The following is a 15,806-nucleotide window of genomic DNA, read 5'->3' as shown; positions in this document are numbered from 1 at the left end:
TTGCTTTTTTGAAAAAATTTTTTATATATATTTATTGAACATTTTTGACAATTTTTTTGACGGAAAATTGTATTGATGTTATGATAGAACACAGAGAGTAAAAAGAAAAGATTATGAACGGTTAAAAGAGGAAAAAAATGACTTACAAAACAAAAAAAAATACAGGACGGAAGCTGGAAACGGTTTTGCTTTTTGCTACGTTTGCCGTTTTTGTACTGCTGTTTCTGATATTCTGCGAGGGTGGGATCTGGCAGAAACAGGAACAGGTGCAGCCGTTGTCCGGTGGATGGTATTATATAGAAGATGGAGTACGAAAAGATATCACCCTTCCGGCAGAACTGCCAGCCCAAAAAGGAGAATCACTCATCCTTTATAATGAAAATCCGGGCGAAGATAATGCAGAGATGACGGTGATAACTACAGGCGCACAGTATGACCTTGTGATCCGTCTGGACGGAAAGATCCTGTACCAGTATAAAGAAGCACTTTTTGCACGGAATACCCAGATGAAATCCAAACTGGACTGCATTGCACCTCTGGGAAATGACACGAAGGGAAGAGTACTGACTTTAAGCTACCATACTCCACAGCGCGGAAAGTACAAGATCGATCAGGTCTACATAGGAACTGGCAGAGCAGTGGCACTGTACCAGCTGAAAAAAGAAATCATTCCACTGGGAGCGGCAGTTGTCATGATCGTATTATGTGCAGTTGCGTTGTGTATTTTTCTCTATTTGAGAAATCGGAAGATGTCAGGTGGCCGGTTCCGGGATGTAGCTCTGTTTCTTGGGATGTGCAGTATATGGCTGGTAACAGATTCTTCTATGGCACAGAGCTATAGCAGCAGTCCTGATGCTTTATGTCTGGTATCTTTTTACATGTTTATGCTGTTTGCCGTGCCGATGATCCATTTTCAGCAGAAGATGGGAAACATGTCAAGATACAAGATCCTGGATATCGGAATCCAGGCCTTTTACTGTAATGCACTGGTGCAGGGAATCCTGGTGCTTTTGGGGATCGCACAGTTCACAAATATGCTGTTTGTTACCCACATCCTGCTTTTTACGTGGGTACTGATCCTGGCAGTGCTTCTGATACGGGAGTACAGGCAGGAGAAGAGAAAAGAACTGCTCTTTCTTCTTATAGCCTATGTTATTGTAGGGGCAAGCGGATTAAGCGCACTGCTTCTGTACTGGCTGTTTGAGATTCCTTATTATGGTGCAATCTTTGAACTGGGAATTCTGGCATTTCTGGTACTCCTTATTGCAGATGTTGTTATGGAAATGGCAGATAATATCCGTTACCGTATGGAAACCCAGGCCTACGAACGTCTTGTCAGAGAAGATGGACTGACAGGGTTTGAGACAAGAACAGGATTTGAAAAAGCCCTCGAAGAGATGGTCGTTCACACTGGAGAATATCAGGATATTCTTCTTATTTATATTCATATTGATCATCTCCGCTTTACAAATAAGGAATTCGGGCGGGGACTGGGAGATGAACTGGTAGCAGCTTCTGCCAGATGTATTGAGAATGTTTTTCGGGAGAAAGGCACCTGTTATCGTATTGGAGACGATGAATTTGCGGTGCTTGTCCGTGATCCGGAGAAACCGGAATGGTTCTGGCTGGAACAGCTGAAAAAAGAAGCAGGAAACAGTGAGAAATCTGGCAGATGCCGTGTTTCTTTATCTGCAGGGAGCAGCTGTCTCAGAAAACCCGATGGAAGCTATAAAACCATTGGGGACTGGAAATATGAGGCAGACCAGAAGCTTTATGAGAACAAAAAGAAGGAGGAAAAAAGTGTATACTAATTATTTTCAGGTAACAGCGCTTGTCCTGATAGCATTGATCTCGGCCCACTATTTTTCTCATAAAAGACTGAGCAATGTAGAAAACCGGCTTTTTGCGAATTTTCTGGCTCTGGGTGGTATTTATGTGGCGCTGGATCTGATCTGCGGATTTTTTGCAGAAAAAGGATGTGGGACAAGGCGGCAGACAGCAGAAGTTGTTTTTACTCTGTACTATCTCTGTACGGTGATACTTCCCTATATGTTTTTCTGCTATGTACGTATTATCACAGGAAGACAGAAAGAGAAATATAAATGGCTGAAAACTGCATGGTTCGTTGTACCGGTAGGCATGTGCCTTGCTGTACTTCTGAACATCAGGATCAGATGGCTGTTTGATTTTAATAAAAATGGTCTGCTGACGAAAGGTTTTTTTCATGACATGATCTATGTTTATACAGCATTTTTTGCTCTGATCATTGCATATTTTACTGCGCGTTATGGAAAAACAGCAGAGGAGGAGATCAGGCAGACGATCTGGAGATTTCTTGGAATTGAGACAGGCTGTCTTGCTGTTCAGCTTCTGACAGGAAGATGGCTGCTTACTGGTTTTGGAGTGGCAGCAGGATTATGGCTTATTTATCTGACTTTAAACAATCCCGGAGATTACACGGACAGTATGACAGGGCTTTTTGACAAGCAGTATTTTGACAAATGGATCGGAGAAAAAATATACAGGAAAGATAGTTTTCATCTGCTGGCTGTTGATGCCTGCGATATGAAGCAGATCAACAGGATTTATGGTACAAGTGCAGGCGACCAGCTTTTGATCCAGCTGGCAAAAGGGATTCAGGAGATCACAGGATCTCTCCAGGTGTTCCGCGTTACAGGAAACAGTTTTCTGGTAGTGCTGGATTCCCTGTCTGATTACGAAAAAGCCAGAGATGAAATAAGAGAATTTCTGAAAAAACCGTTCCATATAGGAAAAGAAAATGTGACGTTGCATGCAGCAATCTGCGGGATCATGAATGCTGAGAAAATGGAAAAAGAAGATATTCTTCTTGCATATATTGAATATATGGGATCACTTTCCCAGAATACGGAAGATACGGTGCTGATCCAGTCGGACAGCAGACTCCTGGAAGGATTCCGGTATGAACAGGAAGTGGAGCATTTTTTAAGGAAGGCAGTAGAAGAGGATCTGTTTGAGGTATATTATCAGCCGGTTTACTCCATAAAAAAACAGAGTTTTATTACACTTGAGGCACTGAGCCGTTTGAAACATCCTACACTGGGGATGATCCCGCCGGATGTTTTTATCGGGATCGCAGAAAAACAGGGACTGATCTCAGAGGTTGGAAAACTGCAGCTTCGAAGAGTCTGCTGTTTTATCAAAGAGCACGAGTATATTATGCAGAACATCTGGAATGTGAAATTTAATCTGTCTCCTTCTGAACTTATGAAGCCTGGATACAGCCGCGTGCTTATCGGGATCATACAGGAATATGGTCTGAATCCTGCGTATTTTCAGTTTGAGATCACAGAAACGGTAGCTACGGAATACAGTGAGAGTTTCTGTACAGCTATCGAGGATTTTGCGGAAGCAGGAATACATATGTGCCTGGATGATTTCGGTTCTGGTTATGCCAATCTGAATGCTGTGCTGCGGATCCCGTTTTCGGCAGTAAAAATGGACAGATCGCTTCTGATGAACGTCTGTACGGATAAACAGGCGGCACTTTTTTATCACAGTATTGTAATGACCATGCAGCATATGGGCTACAAGGTGATCGCAGAAGGTGCAGAGACAGAAGAGGAAGTAAAGCTTCTGGAAAAATGGGGAGTGGATATGATCCAGGGATATTATTTCTCGAAGCCCTTAGATAAGAAAAAACTTCTTGAAAAAATTTCGTGACAGCTCTGTTTGACTGACAAATAAAGAAATATTGAAGAAACAGGAAACATACTTTTTTAAGGATAATATGTTACTGGCTGTGGAAAGAACAGTAACGCCAGCATTCCCGAAAAGAGCAGTGTTTCCTGTTTTTGCTTGCAGTTTCGAGGCTCTTTTGATAGAATAGATAAGCTGTTGCAATAAAAAAACAATTGAAAATAATAAATATTTTTGATATAATACAAACAAATGTTCGAAACAAAAAAGAAAGGAATCAGTGGAATGGCAAAGAAAGACACTTATGATGCGGGCAGTATCTCTGTCCTGGAAGGCCTTGAGGCCGTACGTAAACGTCCCGGTATGTATATCGGAAGCGTGTCCAGAAAGGGACTGAACCATCTGATATACGAGATCGTGGATAATGCGGTGGATGAGCATCTTGCAGGATACTGCAGCCGGATCCATGTAGTTCTTGAGAAGGACGGTTCCTGTACAGTAGAAGATAACGGACGTGGAATCCCGGTTGACATGCATGCCAAGGGAGTATCAGCAGAGCGTCTTGTTTTTACAACCCTTCATGCAGGCGGTAAGTTTGATAATTCCGCATACAAGACAAGCGGCGGTCTTCATGGTGTGGGATCATCAGTAGTAAACGCTTTGTCCACATATCTGGACATTAAGATCAGCCGTGACGGTTATATACATCATGACCACTATGAGAGAGGAATCCCGACTATTGAGCTGGAGGAAGGCCTTCTTCCGAAACTGGGGAAGACGAAAGAAACAGGAACCTGCGTCAATTTCCTTCCCGATCCGGAGATCTTTGAGAAGACTCGTTTCGGGGCAGCTGATGTGAAGAGCCGTCTTCATGAGACTGCTTATCTGAATCCGGAACTTACCATCCATTTTGAGGACAGAAGAGGCGAGACACCGGAAGATATCGAATATCACGAGCCGGAAGGAATCGTTGGTTTTATTCGTGATCTGAATAAGAATGCACAGCCTCTTCATGAAGCGGTATATTTCAAAGGTGAAGCAGATGGGATCAGTGTTGAGGTGGCTTTTCAGTTTACCAATGAGTTCCGTGAGAATGTTCTTGGATTTTGCAACAATATTTATAATGCAGAGGGCGGTACCCATCTCACAGGATTTAAGACAACTTTTACAACAGTTATGAATACTTATGCACGTGAGATCGGTGTGCTGAAAGATAAAGATCCGAACTTTACAGGAGCAGATATCCGAAACGGCATGACAGCAGTTGTATCTATCAAGCATCCCGCGCCCCGTTTTGAAGGACAGACCAAGACCAAGCTTGACAACCAGGATGCGTCAAGAGCTACAGGTAAAGTTGTGGGAGAACAGCTTGTGCTCTTCTTTGATCGAAATCTTGAGACATTAAAGACTGTACTTTCCTGCGCAGAGAAGGCAGCAAGGATCCGTAAGACAGAAGAACGTGCCAAGACCAATCTCCTCACCAAGCAGAAATATTCTTTTGACTCCAATGGCAAGCTTGCTAACTGCGAAAAGAAAGATCCGTCTCTCTGTGAGATCTTTATTGTAGAGGGAGATTCTGCCGGCGGCTCTGCCAAGACAGCCAGAGACCGTAACTATCAGGCAATCCTTCCGATCCGCGGTAAGATCCTTAACGTAGAAAAGGCTACCATTGATAAGGTGCTGGCCAATGCAGAGATCAAGACAATGATCAATGCATTCGGCTGTGGTTTTTCTGAAGGCTACGGAAACGATTTTGATATTACCAAGCTTCGTTATGATAAGATCGTAATCATGGCCGATGCGGACGTGGATGGTGCGCATATTTCCACCCTGCTTCTGACCTTGTTTTACCGTTTTATGCCAGAGCTTATTTATGAGGGGCATGTGTATATCGCTATGCCGCCTCTTTATAAGGTGATGCCGAAGAAGGGGCAGGAGGAATATCTCTACGATGATAAGGCCCTTGAGAAATATCGTAAGAGCCATAAACCGGGAAGCTTCACACTCCAGAGATATAAAGGCCTTGGTGAGATGGATGCCCAGCAGCTGTGGGAGACCACACTGAATCCGGAGACCAGGATGATGAAGCGTGTGGAGATCGAAGATGCGCGTATGGCTTCTGATGTGACAGAGATCCTGATGGGAAGCGATGTTCCGCCACGTAAGGCCTTTATCTACGAGCATGCTACAGATGCAGAGCTGGATATTTGATTGGGAGAATAAATTATGAATACAAAACAGGACAATATCATCCGCACAGATTATGCGGAGATCATGCAGAAATCATATATCGATTATGCCATGAGCGTTATCATTTCCAGAGCACTGCCGGATGTACGTGACGGACTGAAGCCGGTACAGCGCCGTACCCTTTACGATATGTATGAGCTTGGTATCCGCTACGACCGCCCGTACCGTAAATGTGCCCGTATCGTTGGAGATACCATGGGTAAATATCATCCTCATGGAGACAGCTCCATTTATGATGCCCTTGTAGTTATGGCACAGGAATTTAAGAAGGGTCGCACACTGGTAGACGGACATGGAAACTTCGGCTCTATTGAGGGAGATGGAGCCGCAGCCATGCGATACACAGAAGCTCGCCTGGAGAAGCTGACCCAGGAGGTTTTTCTGGAAGACCTGGATAAGAACGTTGTGGACTTTATGCCGAACTTCGATGAAACAGAGAAGGAGCCTGTAGTACTTCCGGTGCGTATTCCGAATCTCCTTGTAAACGGAGCAGACGGAATCGCCGTTGGTATGGCTACCAGTATCCCGTCTCACAACCTCGGGGAAGTGGTGGATGCGGTGAAGGCATATATGAAGAACAATGATATCAGCACCCGTGGGCTGATGCGTTATCTCAAGGGTCCGGATTTTCCGACAGGTGGTATCGTAGTAAATAAGGATGACCTTGTAAAAATCTATGAATCCGGAACAGGCAAGCTCCGTATCCGTGGACGTGTGGAAGTGGAGAAATTAAAGGGCGGCCGTCAGCAGCTGGTGATCACAGAGATTCCATATACCATGATCGGGGCCAACATCGGAAAATTCCTCAATGATATCGCAACCCTGGTGGAAACCAAGAAGACCACAGATATCGTGGATATTTCCAACCAGTCCTCTAAAGAAGGAATCCGTATTGTTCTGGAACTGAAGCGTGACGCAGATGTTGAGAACCTTACCAACATGCTCTACAAGAAAACCAGACTGGAGGATACCTTCGGTGTCAATATGCTGGCAGTTGCAGACGGAAGACCGGAGACATTGGGACTGAAACAGATCATTGCCCATCATGTGGACTTTGTATTTGAAGTCAATTCCAGAAAGTACAATACACTTCTTGCAAAAGAACAGGAGAAGAGAGAAATCCAGGAAGGTCTGATCAAGGCCTGTGATGTGATCGATCTGATCATCGAGATACTCCGTGGCAGCAAGAGCCGCGACCAGGTAAAGAAATGTCTGACTGACGGTGTTACAGAAGGGATTAAATTCAAGACCAAAACCTCTGAGAAAGCTGCAAAATCTCTGAAATTTACAGAGAAACAGGCCACAGCTATCCTGGACATGCGCCTCTACAAGCTGATCGGTCTGGAAATCGATGCCCTGATGAAGGAGCATGAGGAAACCATGAAGAACATTGCTACCTATGAGGATATCCTGAACAATTATGATTCCATGGCAGCAGTGATCATGGGAGAACTGGATCAGATCAAGAAGGAATACGGCAGTAAGCGTAAGACTTCCATTGAAAACGCAGAGGAAGCTGTTTATGAGGAGAAGAAGATGGAAGAGACCGAAGTCTGCTTCCTGATGGACCGTTTCGGATATATGCGTCTCATTGACAAGAACGCCTACGAGCGTAATAGAGAAGCCGCTCACGCAGAGAGCCGCTATGTCTTTACCTGCATGAACACGGACAAGATCTGTATCTTTACAGATACCGGCAAGCTCCATACAGTGAAGGCAGAGGATATCCCGCTGGTACGTTTCCGTGATAAAGGTGTTCCGGCAGATAATCTGGGTAATTATGACAGTACTTCCGAGCAGATCCTTTATGTGGCACCACTGAGCCAGGTGGCAGCCTCCACAGTACTCTTTGTTACAGAGAACGGTATGTGCAAGCTGGTAAAAGGAGAAGAGTTCCGTGCTTCCAAGCGTACCATTGTTTCCACCAAGCTTGCAGAGGAGGATCGTCTTGTATTCGTAGGAGCAGCGGACGAGATGGATCAGGTTGTGTTCCAGTCTGAAAAGGGATACTTTCTTCGTATCATGAAAACCGAGATCTCCGTCACCAGGAAAAACGCCATGGGTGTCCGCGGCATGAAGCTTACCGGCGAAGACCGCATCCACCATGCCTACCTCCTGGAAAGCCGCCAGGAGTATGCTATTACCTACCATGACAAACCATACGTACTCAACAAAGTCAAGCTCGCCAAGCGAGACACCAAAGGTGTGAAGCCGAGAGTGTGATCATCATCCTACCAGCTAAATTACAACAATCCTGTAATCCAGCTGGTGGGATTTTTTTACCCTCTTGACATCCCCGCAGCCCATCTCCTATAATAACAATTAGCCTGAACTAACACAGCCGCAAATACAAATAAAGTTCAGAACAGAAAAACCATGAAAAATGATCAGGATTTCACAGAAGAACTGGGTCACAGCATGCCCTCTTCCAAAAGAGAAACCGAAGAAGACATGCTGGAAGAGCTCTGTTCTCTTGCAAAAAAGGACGCCCGGATCACCATTCCGGAGATCTGTGGGCGGATGGAGATGACCCGGAGGGAAGTGCTGGCCTATCTGAAGCAGCTCTCCGCACGGGGCTATGTAAAAACAGAAGAAAAAAACTCCTACGTTTGTCTCACAGAACTGGGACGCATGCGCGGAGAAGAATGCCGCCACCGTCATGAAACCTTCACCCAGTTTCTGGAGTATGTAGGTGTAAACAGCGAAACCGCAGAAGAAGACGCCTGCCGCATGGAGCATGTAGTAAGCGAAGAAACCGTGCAGCAGATCCATAATTTCATCAACTACGGAAGCACCTTTGAGCGTGTCATGAAAAACACAGACCTCCGGTATTACTACGAACCGGGAGACTACACCTTCATGATGGGCATTTACTACATGGAAAAAACCTGCCCGAGAAGGCTGACCACAGAATTTAAAGACTACCGGGAGCAGATCTGCCTCCACGTAAAAGAAGAGGACAGCTACTTCGAACTCCTTTGCACAGACCAGACAAAGAACCGTCTGGACCTCTGGTACCAGGACCCGGAGACTGGCTGGATGAAAGCTGCCGAAAAAGACGGAAACCCACTGATCCCTACCAGCGTATTTCAATATTTTCTCCGGCATCACGACCCGGTCATAGAGGGAACCGCTCTTGTGGCATTTGCCAGAGAAGACGAGAAACCCATGGAATGGAATAGCCGGGAGCTGGATGTACATATCTGGTAGGAGGAAGATTATGGAAAAAGAAAACACCGAAGGACTGCTCCACCCATCCATGCTGCAGATACGATATCTGTCAGAACTTGCAAAAATAGGCAAAAAACGAGGCAGCGTGGCACTGATCGCCGATACCTGCGGAGTCAGTCACGGACCGGTAAGCCGTTTCTTTAAAGAATGCATCGGCGCAGGATACCTGAACGAAGGCTATGAATTTACTGAAAAAGGTACTCGTGCACTGAAAACATACCAGAGGATCCTGAAAGAAGTCGGTGCCTATCTGGAACGGATCGGAATCCCGGCACCCGAGATCCCCGAAAAAACAAGACAGCTCATAGAGAACGTAGACTACAGCCTTCTCATGACCATGACCAGAAATTCCAGTCAGGTAAAGGAATCCCGAAACCAGACAAATGCAGATGAAGGAAGCCTCTATTATCTGGATCATGTGCTGGAAAAGGGCTGCTTCGAGGTAGGAATCGCTATTTATCAGATGAACACAGAAGGCACAACAAAGCTTTCCATGGCAAACAATGGGTTCGAGCATCTTGCCCGCATCAGGAACAACACCCGGGGAAACTGGTTGGAACTGACCACCCGTGAGATGCACGCCTATTCCCGGATCGACGGGGCAGATATGCGGGGAAGGCTCTCATCCCTGAAATACGTAGACAAAGGACAGCTCTACGAAGCCACCATCCGTGATGGCAAAGTCCGCATTCCCCTAAGTGCCTGCCGCTTCATGAAGACCCGCCAGGGCAACGTAAAAGGAATGGTCTCTATTACCGTCACCTGCAGCGTAGGCAAAGCCCACATGCCTGAGAGTACGGCACTTCTGATGTTCTGGCTGTAGAAATCCGGAGAACCGCATATAAGGCACTGGCTTTTTCGTAAGCTGGTGCCTTTTTTATTGTTAAGCAGATGGAAATATGCTATGCTTATAAATATTGAGAGGTGATAAGCATATGAAATATGATCTTCCGGAAAGAGTGCAAAAGGATATCTGCTCATTTGCCAGAAAACATTCCGTTACAAAAGTAATCCTCTTTGGATCCCGTGCAAGAGGAGATAATACAGAAAGAAGCGATGTGGATATTGCGGTGTATGGCGGAGATTTTGATGCATTTTACTGGGATATCAGAGAAAAGGTGCATTCCCTTCTGATGTTTGATATAGTAGAAGCAGATCATCAGATATCTGAAGAGCTGGAAAATGAGATTAAAAAGGATGGGGTCGTGATTTATGAAAAAACTCGATAATTTCTCAAATTGTCTTACCGTACTGAAGAATGCTGATTTCAAGATGGCAGATAACAACGAGATATACCGGACTGGGGTGATCGGGCAGTTTAATCTTACTTTTGAGCTGGCATGGAAAGCATTGCAGGAAGTGATGAAGCAGCATGGTGTGACAGATGCACAGACAGGTTCTCCTCGGGAAATCCTGCAGCTTGGTTACAAACTGGGATTTGTGGATGATGCGCAGGTATGGCTCCTCATGCTGAAGAAGCGTAATACGTCCGTACACATATATAACGAAGAAGAAATCGACGAAATGCTCCTGCTGATCCGGGACAGCTTCCTTCCTGCCTTTCTGGAGCTTGAGAGAACTCTGAAGAAAAAACTTCAGGAAGTAGAAGAGGAATGGGAATAGAACTTAACCAAACGTGGGTTGCAGATATCTGCCAGACCATGACCGATTAAAAGCCGAAATGAAAAAAATTCGGCTTTTTTTTGTGCCAAAAATCCGGAAATGCTGATGTTTACAGGATTTTTGAAAAATATAAATGGTTCCCGCAGGGAACGGAAAACGAAAAAATAGTTGACCCAAACTAACACTTGTGATTAAATGACAGCAGAGAGTTAGACATGGGTAACAGGAGAGAATGTGCCCTGGCCTGCTTAAAAGAAGGGTGTGCGACACCTTACCACATAAGGAGGAAAGAAATGAGAAGAAAGAATTTATGGCTTCGCCTGTCATCCTGTATCAGGATGCCTGCATTGGTCTTGACTGGAATAATGTAAAGAAAGTAAGCGATGATACTTCATGATATCAACCAGTCCATCTATTTTTCTGATAAGATCATCGGTCTTGCCGGAGGAAAAGTGATCGTAGAAGGCGAGCTGGAAGAGGTCATCACAGAGGAAAGCATCTATGCTCTTTACGGTATTGATCTGAAGGTGGCAAGAGTAGATGGACGTAAATTCGTTTTAACCGTCTAAAGCGTATATAAGAAAGGAAAAGAAAATGAGAAATCCATTGAAAATATTCTGGATCCTGCTGGGGTTTCTTTGCCTTGGACTTGGCACCATCGGAGTTGTCCTTCCGATCCTGCCTACGGTTCCCTTTTATATGGCAACGCTGTTCTGCTTTGCAAAAAGCTCGGAACGGCTCCATACCTGGTTTATAGGAACAGACCTTTATAAAAAACATCTGGACAGTTTTGTGCAGAAAAGAGCCATGACGCTTGGAACCAAATGCAAGATCATCGGCATGGTGACCGTAGTTATGGTCATCGGATTTATCTGCATGAAAAATGTGCCTGTGGGAAGAATCTGCATAGCCGTTGTGTGGGTATGCCACATTCTGTATTTCTTCCTCAGAGTAAAAACTGTGGAGCCGGAGGTGTGAGCAGCCAATGATCAAGACAAGACTGGTGGGACTTTTATCCCACGCAAAAAAATATATCGTGTATACGATCCTGTGGCAGTGGCTTGCCCTGCTGTCCCAGGTGATTGCCGTTTTTTCCATTGCAGGGCTGCTGGAAAAAGTGATTTACGGTTCCGTTACTTCAGAAAGTGTAAAACGGACAGTTCTTACGCTGATCCTGGTTGTTGTAATCCGCTTCTTCTGTGAGCGGATGGGCGCAAGGTCGTCCTATCTGGCCTGCGTGGATGTAAAGCGGATCCTCAGAGAAAAAATTTATGAAAAAATGCTGAAGCTGGGTGCTTCCTACAGAGAGCAGGTTTCCTCCTCTGAAGTGGTGCAGGTTTCCACAGAAGGTGTGGAGCAGCTGGAAACCTATTTCGGAAAATATCTCCCCCAGCTGTTTTACAGCCTGATCGCACCGGTAACACTCTTTGTGATCCTCTGCCGGGTGAGCTTAAAAGCCAGCGTGGTACTTCTGATCTGTGTGCCGCTGATTCCCATTTCCATTGTGGTGGTACAGAAGATCGCCAGGAAGCTTCTTAACAAATACTGGAGCATTTATACAGGACTTGGAGATTCCTTCCTGGAAAATCTTCAGGGTCTGACTACCTTAAAGATCTATCAGGCAGACCAGCAGAAAGCAGACGAGATGGATGCGGAGTCCCAGCGGTTCCGCCAGATCACCATGAAGGTTTTAACCATGCAGCTGAATTCCACCAGTGTGATGGATATTGTGGCTTACGGCGGTGCGGCCATTGGTATGGCGGTGGCGGTGACGGAGTTTCTACATGGGAATTTAAACCTTTCCGGAACCCTCTGCATTGTGCTTCTGTCCAGTGAGTTTTTTCTGCCGCTGCGGCTGCTTGGATCCTTTTTTCATATTGCCATGAACGGTATGGCTGCCAGTGATAAGATTTTCCGGATATTGGATATTTCAGAGCCGAAAGCCGGAGAGAAGACTCTGCCGGAGGGCGGTCTGGATATTTCTTTTCGGGATGTGCATTTTTCCTATGAGAAGGACCGTGAGATCCTTGGCGGGATCGATCTTCAGGTTCCTGCGGGAAGTTTTGTTTCCCTGGTTGGAGAGTCCGGCTGTGGTAAGAGTACCATTGCGGGAATCCTCTCCGGAAAGAACCGGGAGTTTTCCGGTGATATCCGTATCGGAGGAGTTGCCCTCGGGGACGTTCGCGAAGATGACCTGATGGAACATGTGGTTCTGGTGCTCCACAACAGTTATCTCTTTAAGGGAACAGTCCGTGAAAATCTTCAGATGGCAAAAACGGATGCCACGGATCAGGAAATGCGGGAGGTCCTTAAAAAGGTCAATCTCCTTGGATTTCTGGATACCCAGAACGGGCTGGATACGGTTCTTCTGGAAAAGGCGGGAAATCTTTCCGGGGGTCAGTGCCAGCGCCTTGTGATCGCAAGAGCACTTCTTAAAAATGCTCCGGTATACATCATGGATGAGGCAACTTCCAATATTGATGTGGAAAGTGAAGAACTGATCATGGATGTGATCCATGAGATCGCAAAAACAAAGACCGTGCTTCTGATCTCCCACAGACTTGCCAATGTGGTGGAGTCTGATCAGATCTGTTTTCTGAAAGACGGCCAGATCAAAGAGCGTGGAAAACACGAAGAGCTGATGACTCTGGATGGCGATTACCGTCATCTGTATGAGAGCCAGATGGCGCTGGAGAATTATGGAAAGGAGGGGAATGTGTGATGACCAGGAAGCGTAGAAGTGCCATTGCCATTATGGGAAGTCTTATCGGGCTGGTGAAACCCCTTCTCCATATTATGCTGGCGGCTATTCTTTTAGGAACCGTGGGATACCTATGTGCCATTTTTCTGACCATCCTGGCAGGACAGGTGATCCTCCATGGCCTGGCAGGAAGTGCAGTAGGTGCCGGGATTTCTGGTATTCCGGAGGTTGTTATAAAGAGTACCTGGCTTGCCGGAACTTCTGTGAAAGGAATCATTGCCGTTATGATCCTGATTGCGGTGCTCCGTGGTGTCCTTCATTATGTGGAGCAGTATTGTAACCATTTTATCGCGTTTAAACTTCTGGCGATCATCCGCCATAAGGTATTTGCGGTTTTGCGTAAGCTCTGCCCTGCGAAGCTGGAAGGTCGTGACAAAGGGAACCTGATCTCCATTATCACCACGGATATTGAACTTCTGGAAGTTTTTTATGCGCATACCATTTCCCCCATTGCTATTGCAACACTGACTTCTGTGATCATGGTAGTTTTTATCGGAAGATATCATGTGCTTGCCGGAGTTCTGGCTCTGACCGCCTATCTGATCGTAGGTGTGGTGATTCCCCTGTGGAATGGAAAGCATGGAAGTCAGAAGGGTATGGAATTCCGTACGGAGTTTGGTGAGCTGAACAGTTTTGTGCTGGATTCTCTCCGCGGTCTTGATGAAACCATCCAGTATGATCAGGGTGAAAAGAGAAAAGGCCAGATGTCTGACCGTTCTCGGAAGCTTGCGGGAATGCAGGAAGACTTAAGCCGGATGGAAGGCTCTCAGAGATCATTTACGAATCTGATGATTCTGCTTGCGTCCTTTGGAATGCTGGCGCTGATGATCCATCTTTATGGAAAAGGTGAGATCGGTTTTGACGGAATCCTGACCTGTACCATTGCCATGATGGGATCTTTTGGCCCGGTTGTGGCACTGTCCAGTCTTTCCAATAACCTGAATCAGACTCTGGCAAGTGGTGAGCGTGTGCTTTCGCTCCTGGAGGAGAAACCACTGGTGGAGGAGATTCCGGATGGAATCGAGTTTCACGCAGTTGGAAGGTTTAATGATGTGGAGAAACAAGATGAATCCGGTGATGGATTTACAGGTGCAGAAGCCTCTCGTGTGACATTCGCATATGAAGATGAAACCATCCTGGACGACTACTCCCTGAAACTTGCACCGGGTAAGATCACCGGTATCCATGGAGCCAGCGGTTCCGGAAAATCCACACTTTTAAAGCTTCTGATGCGTTTTTGGGATGTAAGTGCAGGCAGCATTTTCGTAGATAGCAGAAATGTAAAAGAGATCCCGACACGCAGGCTCCGTGATCTGGAAAGCTATGTGACACAGGAAACCCACCTGTTCCACGATTCCATCGCAAACAATATCGCCATCGCAAAGCCAGGCGCAACCCGTGAGGAGATCATGGCTGCCGCAAAAAAAGCCTCCATCAATGACTTCATTATGACCCTTCCAAAAGGATATGACACAGAAGTCGGAGAACTGGGAGACACTCTCTCCGGCGGTGAAAAGCAGAGAATCGGAATCGCAAGAGCCTTCCTCCACGACAGCCCGCTCCTTCTTCTGGATGAGCCAACCTCCAATCTGGATTCCCTGAACGAAGGCATCATCCTGAAATCCCTGAAGGAAGATAAAGCCAACCGTACCGTCGTGCTGGTGTCACACAGAACTTCTACGATGAAAGTAGCGGATGTGGTGTATGAGATGGAGAATGGGAGAGTGTCGTGATATAGATGCTCTTGTGAGAGTAAAATATATTGCGATTTTCGATACACATTTGTTATAATAGCTCCAGGAAACTATTGTGTTAAGTCCAATCTGAAAAGGAGTGCATATGACTTTATATCATGGAAGTAAAGATATAATAGAGTATCCGGAAATCAGAAAAGCCCGATTTAACAAAGATTTCTACTTTGGCTTCTATTGTACGAATATCGAAAAACAGGCAGAACGGTGGGCGACAAGGTATGGAGAAAAGGGATGCATTAACAGGTACGAGTATACAGAAAATACAGAATTAAAAATTCTTAGATTTGAGAAAATGACAGAAGAATGGCTGGACTTTATTATTTCCTGTCGAAGTGGACAAGCACATCAGTATGATATTGTGGAAGGACCGATGGCAGATGATACGATCTACAATTACCTGCAAAACTATCTGGATGGTAAGATTTCAAGATCTGCTTTCTGGGAACTGGTAAAATTTAACAAATGTAGCAAGAATTCTCCCACCTCTTCAGGTGGTGAGATGAATTGCA

The 15,806-nt window shown here is 45.7% G+C and carries 14 protein-coding genes; all 14 read left to right on the top strand.

Annotated features, from left to right (window positions below):
• Positions 1 to 137: 137 nt before the first annotated feature.
• Positions 138 to 1,811, top strand: a complete 1,674-nt coding sequence (locus tag HFM85_RS06760) for a GGDEF domain-containing protein (protein WP_173737629.1) — start codon at positions 138 to 140, stop codon at positions 1,809 to 1,811.
• The gene (locus tag HFM85_RS06755; RefSeq protein ID WP_330594767.1) at positions 1,801 to 3,702 is read left to right on the top strand and encodes an EAL domain-containing protein; all 1,902 of its coding nucleotides are present in this window, start codon (positions 1,801 to 1,803) and stop codon (positions 3,700 to 3,702) included. The genes HFM85_RS06760 and HFM85_RS06755 overlap by 11 nt, the downstream gene beginning before the upstream one ends.
• A 261-nt stretch (positions 3,703 to 3,963) precedes the next feature.
• Positions 3,964 to 5,889 (top strand): DNA gyrase/topoisomerase IV subunit B, encoded by a 1,926-nt coding sequence (locus tag HFM85_RS06750; protein ID WP_119240180.1) that lies wholly within the window; start codon positions 3,964 to 3,966, stop codon positions 5,887 to 5,889.
• Between the two features lie 15 nt (positions 5,890 to 5,904).
• Positions 5,905 to 8,151, top strand: coding sequence for a DNA gyrase/topoisomerase IV subunit A (locus HFM85_RS06745; RefSeq protein WP_173737630.1), 2,247 nt, complete (start codon positions 5,905 to 5,907; stop codon positions 8,149 to 8,151).
• Between the two features lie 153 nt (positions 8,152 to 8,304).
• Complete coding sequence (locus tag HFM85_RS06740) at positions 8,305 to 9,138, top strand: metal-dependent transcriptional regulator (protein ID WP_173737631.1); 834 nt, start codon at positions 8,305 to 8,307, stop codon at positions 9,136 to 9,138.
• A 10-nt stretch (positions 9,139 to 9,148) separates the two neighbouring features.
• Positions 9,149 to 9,982: a hypothetical protein gene (locus tag HFM85_RS06735; protein ID WP_173737632.1), complete on the top strand. Its 834-nt coding sequence runs from the start codon at positions 9,149 to 9,151 to the stop codon at positions 9,980 to 9,982.
• Positions 9,983 to 10,094: 112 nt separating this feature from the next.
• Positions 10,095 to 10,388, top strand: coding sequence for a nucleotidyltransferase family protein (locus tag HFM85_RS06730; protein ID WP_148447618.1), 294 nt, complete (start codon positions 10,095 to 10,097; stop codon positions 10,386 to 10,388).
• A complete protein-coding gene (locus HFM85_RS06725) occupies positions 10,372 to 10,782 on the top strand; it encodes an HI0074 family nucleotidyltransferase substrate-binding subunit (protein WP_173737633.1) in 411 nt (136 codons plus the stop codon). The genes HFM85_RS06730 and HFM85_RS06725 overlap by 17 nt, the downstream gene beginning before the upstream one ends.
• A 259-nt stretch (positions 10,783 to 11,041) precedes the next feature.
• On the top strand, positions 11,042 to 11,179 hold the full coding sequence (locus HFM85_RS06720; RefSeq protein ID WP_173737634.1) for a hypothetical protein: 138 nt from the start codon (positions 11,042 to 11,044) through the stop codon (positions 11,177 to 11,179).
• Positions 11,166 to 11,351, top strand: coding sequence for an ATP-binding cassette domain-containing protein (locus HFM85_RS06715; RefSeq protein WP_243873831.1), 186 nt, complete (start codon positions 11,166 to 11,168; stop codon positions 11,349 to 11,351). The genes HFM85_RS06720 and HFM85_RS06715 overlap by 14 nt, the downstream gene beginning before the upstream one ends.
• Positions 11,352 to 11,376: 25 nt before the next feature.
• Positions 11,377 to 11,760 (top strand): YbaN family protein, encoded by a 384-nt coding sequence (locus tag HFM85_RS06710; protein WP_173737635.1) that lies wholly within the window; start codon positions 11,377 to 11,379, stop codon positions 11,758 to 11,760.
• Between the two features lie 7 nt (positions 11,761 to 11,767).
• Positions 11,768 to 13,504 (top strand): ABC transporter ATP-binding protein/permease, encoded by a 1,737-nt coding sequence (locus HFM85_RS06705; protein WP_173737636.1) that lies wholly within the window; start codon positions 11,768 to 11,770, stop codon positions 13,502 to 13,504.
• A complete protein-coding gene (locus HFM85_RS06700) occupies positions 13,504 to 15,276 on the top strand; it encodes an amino acid ABC transporter ATP-binding/permease protein (RefSeq protein ID WP_173737637.1) in 1,773 nt (590 codons plus the stop codon). Before HFM85_RS06705 ends, HFM85_RS06700 begins: the two co-directional genes overlap by 1 nt.
• A gap of 106 nt (positions 15,277 to 15,382) precedes the next feature.
• Positions 15,383 to 15,806 (top strand): DUF3990 domain-containing protein (locus HFM85_RS06695; RefSeq protein ID WP_173737638.1); only part of this gene is annotated, 424 nt, incomplete at its 3' end.

The sequence above is a fragment of the Blautia schinkii genome, assembly GCF_013304825.1.
GTDB lineage: Bacteria > Bacillota > Clostridia > Lachnospirales > Lachnospiraceae > Blautia_A > Blautia_A schinkii_B.
Note: the sequence above shows the minus strand (reverse complement) of the source record. Positions and strands in the feature narration are given on the sequence as shown.

Coding starts and splice junctions, on each gene's coding strand:
- HFM85_RS06760 (WP_173737629.1), top strand. CDS start 138: ATGACTTACAAAACAAAAAAAAATACAGGACGGAAGCTGGAAACGGTT.
- HFM85_RS06750 (WP_119240180.1), top strand. CDS start 3,964: ATGGCAAAGAAAGACACTTATGATGCGGGCAGTATCTCTGTCCTGGAA.
- HFM85_RS06745 (WP_173737630.1), top strand. CDS start 5,905: ATGAATACAAAACAGGACAATATCATCCGCACAGATTATGCGGAGATC.
- HFM85_RS06740 (WP_173737631.1), top strand. CDS start 8,305: ATGAAAAATGATCAGGATTTCACAGAAGAACTGGGTCACAGCATGCCC.
- HFM85_RS06735 (WP_173737632.1), top strand. CDS start 9,149: ATGGAAAAAGAAAACACCGAAGGACTGCTCCACCCATCCATGCTGCAG.
- HFM85_RS06730 (WP_148447618.1), top strand. CDS start 10,095: ATGAAATATGATCTTCCGGAAAGAGTGCAAAAGGATATCTGCTCATTT.
- HFM85_RS06725 (WP_173737633.1), top strand. CDS start 10,372: ATGAAAAAACTCGATAATTTCTCAAATTGTCTTACCGTACTGAAGAAT.
- HFM85_RS06715 (WP_243873831.1), top strand. CDS start 11,166: ATGATACTTCATGATATCAACCAGTCCATCTATTTTTCTGATAAGATC.
- HFM85_RS06710 (WP_173737635.1), top strand. CDS start 11,377: ATGAGAAATCCATTGAAAATATTCTGGATCCTGCTGGGGTTTCTTTGC.
- HFM85_RS06705 (WP_173737636.1), top strand. CDS start 11,768: ATGATCAAGACAAGACTGGTGGGACTTTTATCCCACGCAAAAAAATAT.
- HFM85_RS06700 (WP_173737637.1), top strand. CDS start 13,504: ATGACCAGGAAGCGTAGAAGTGCCATTGCCATTATGGGAAGTCTTATC.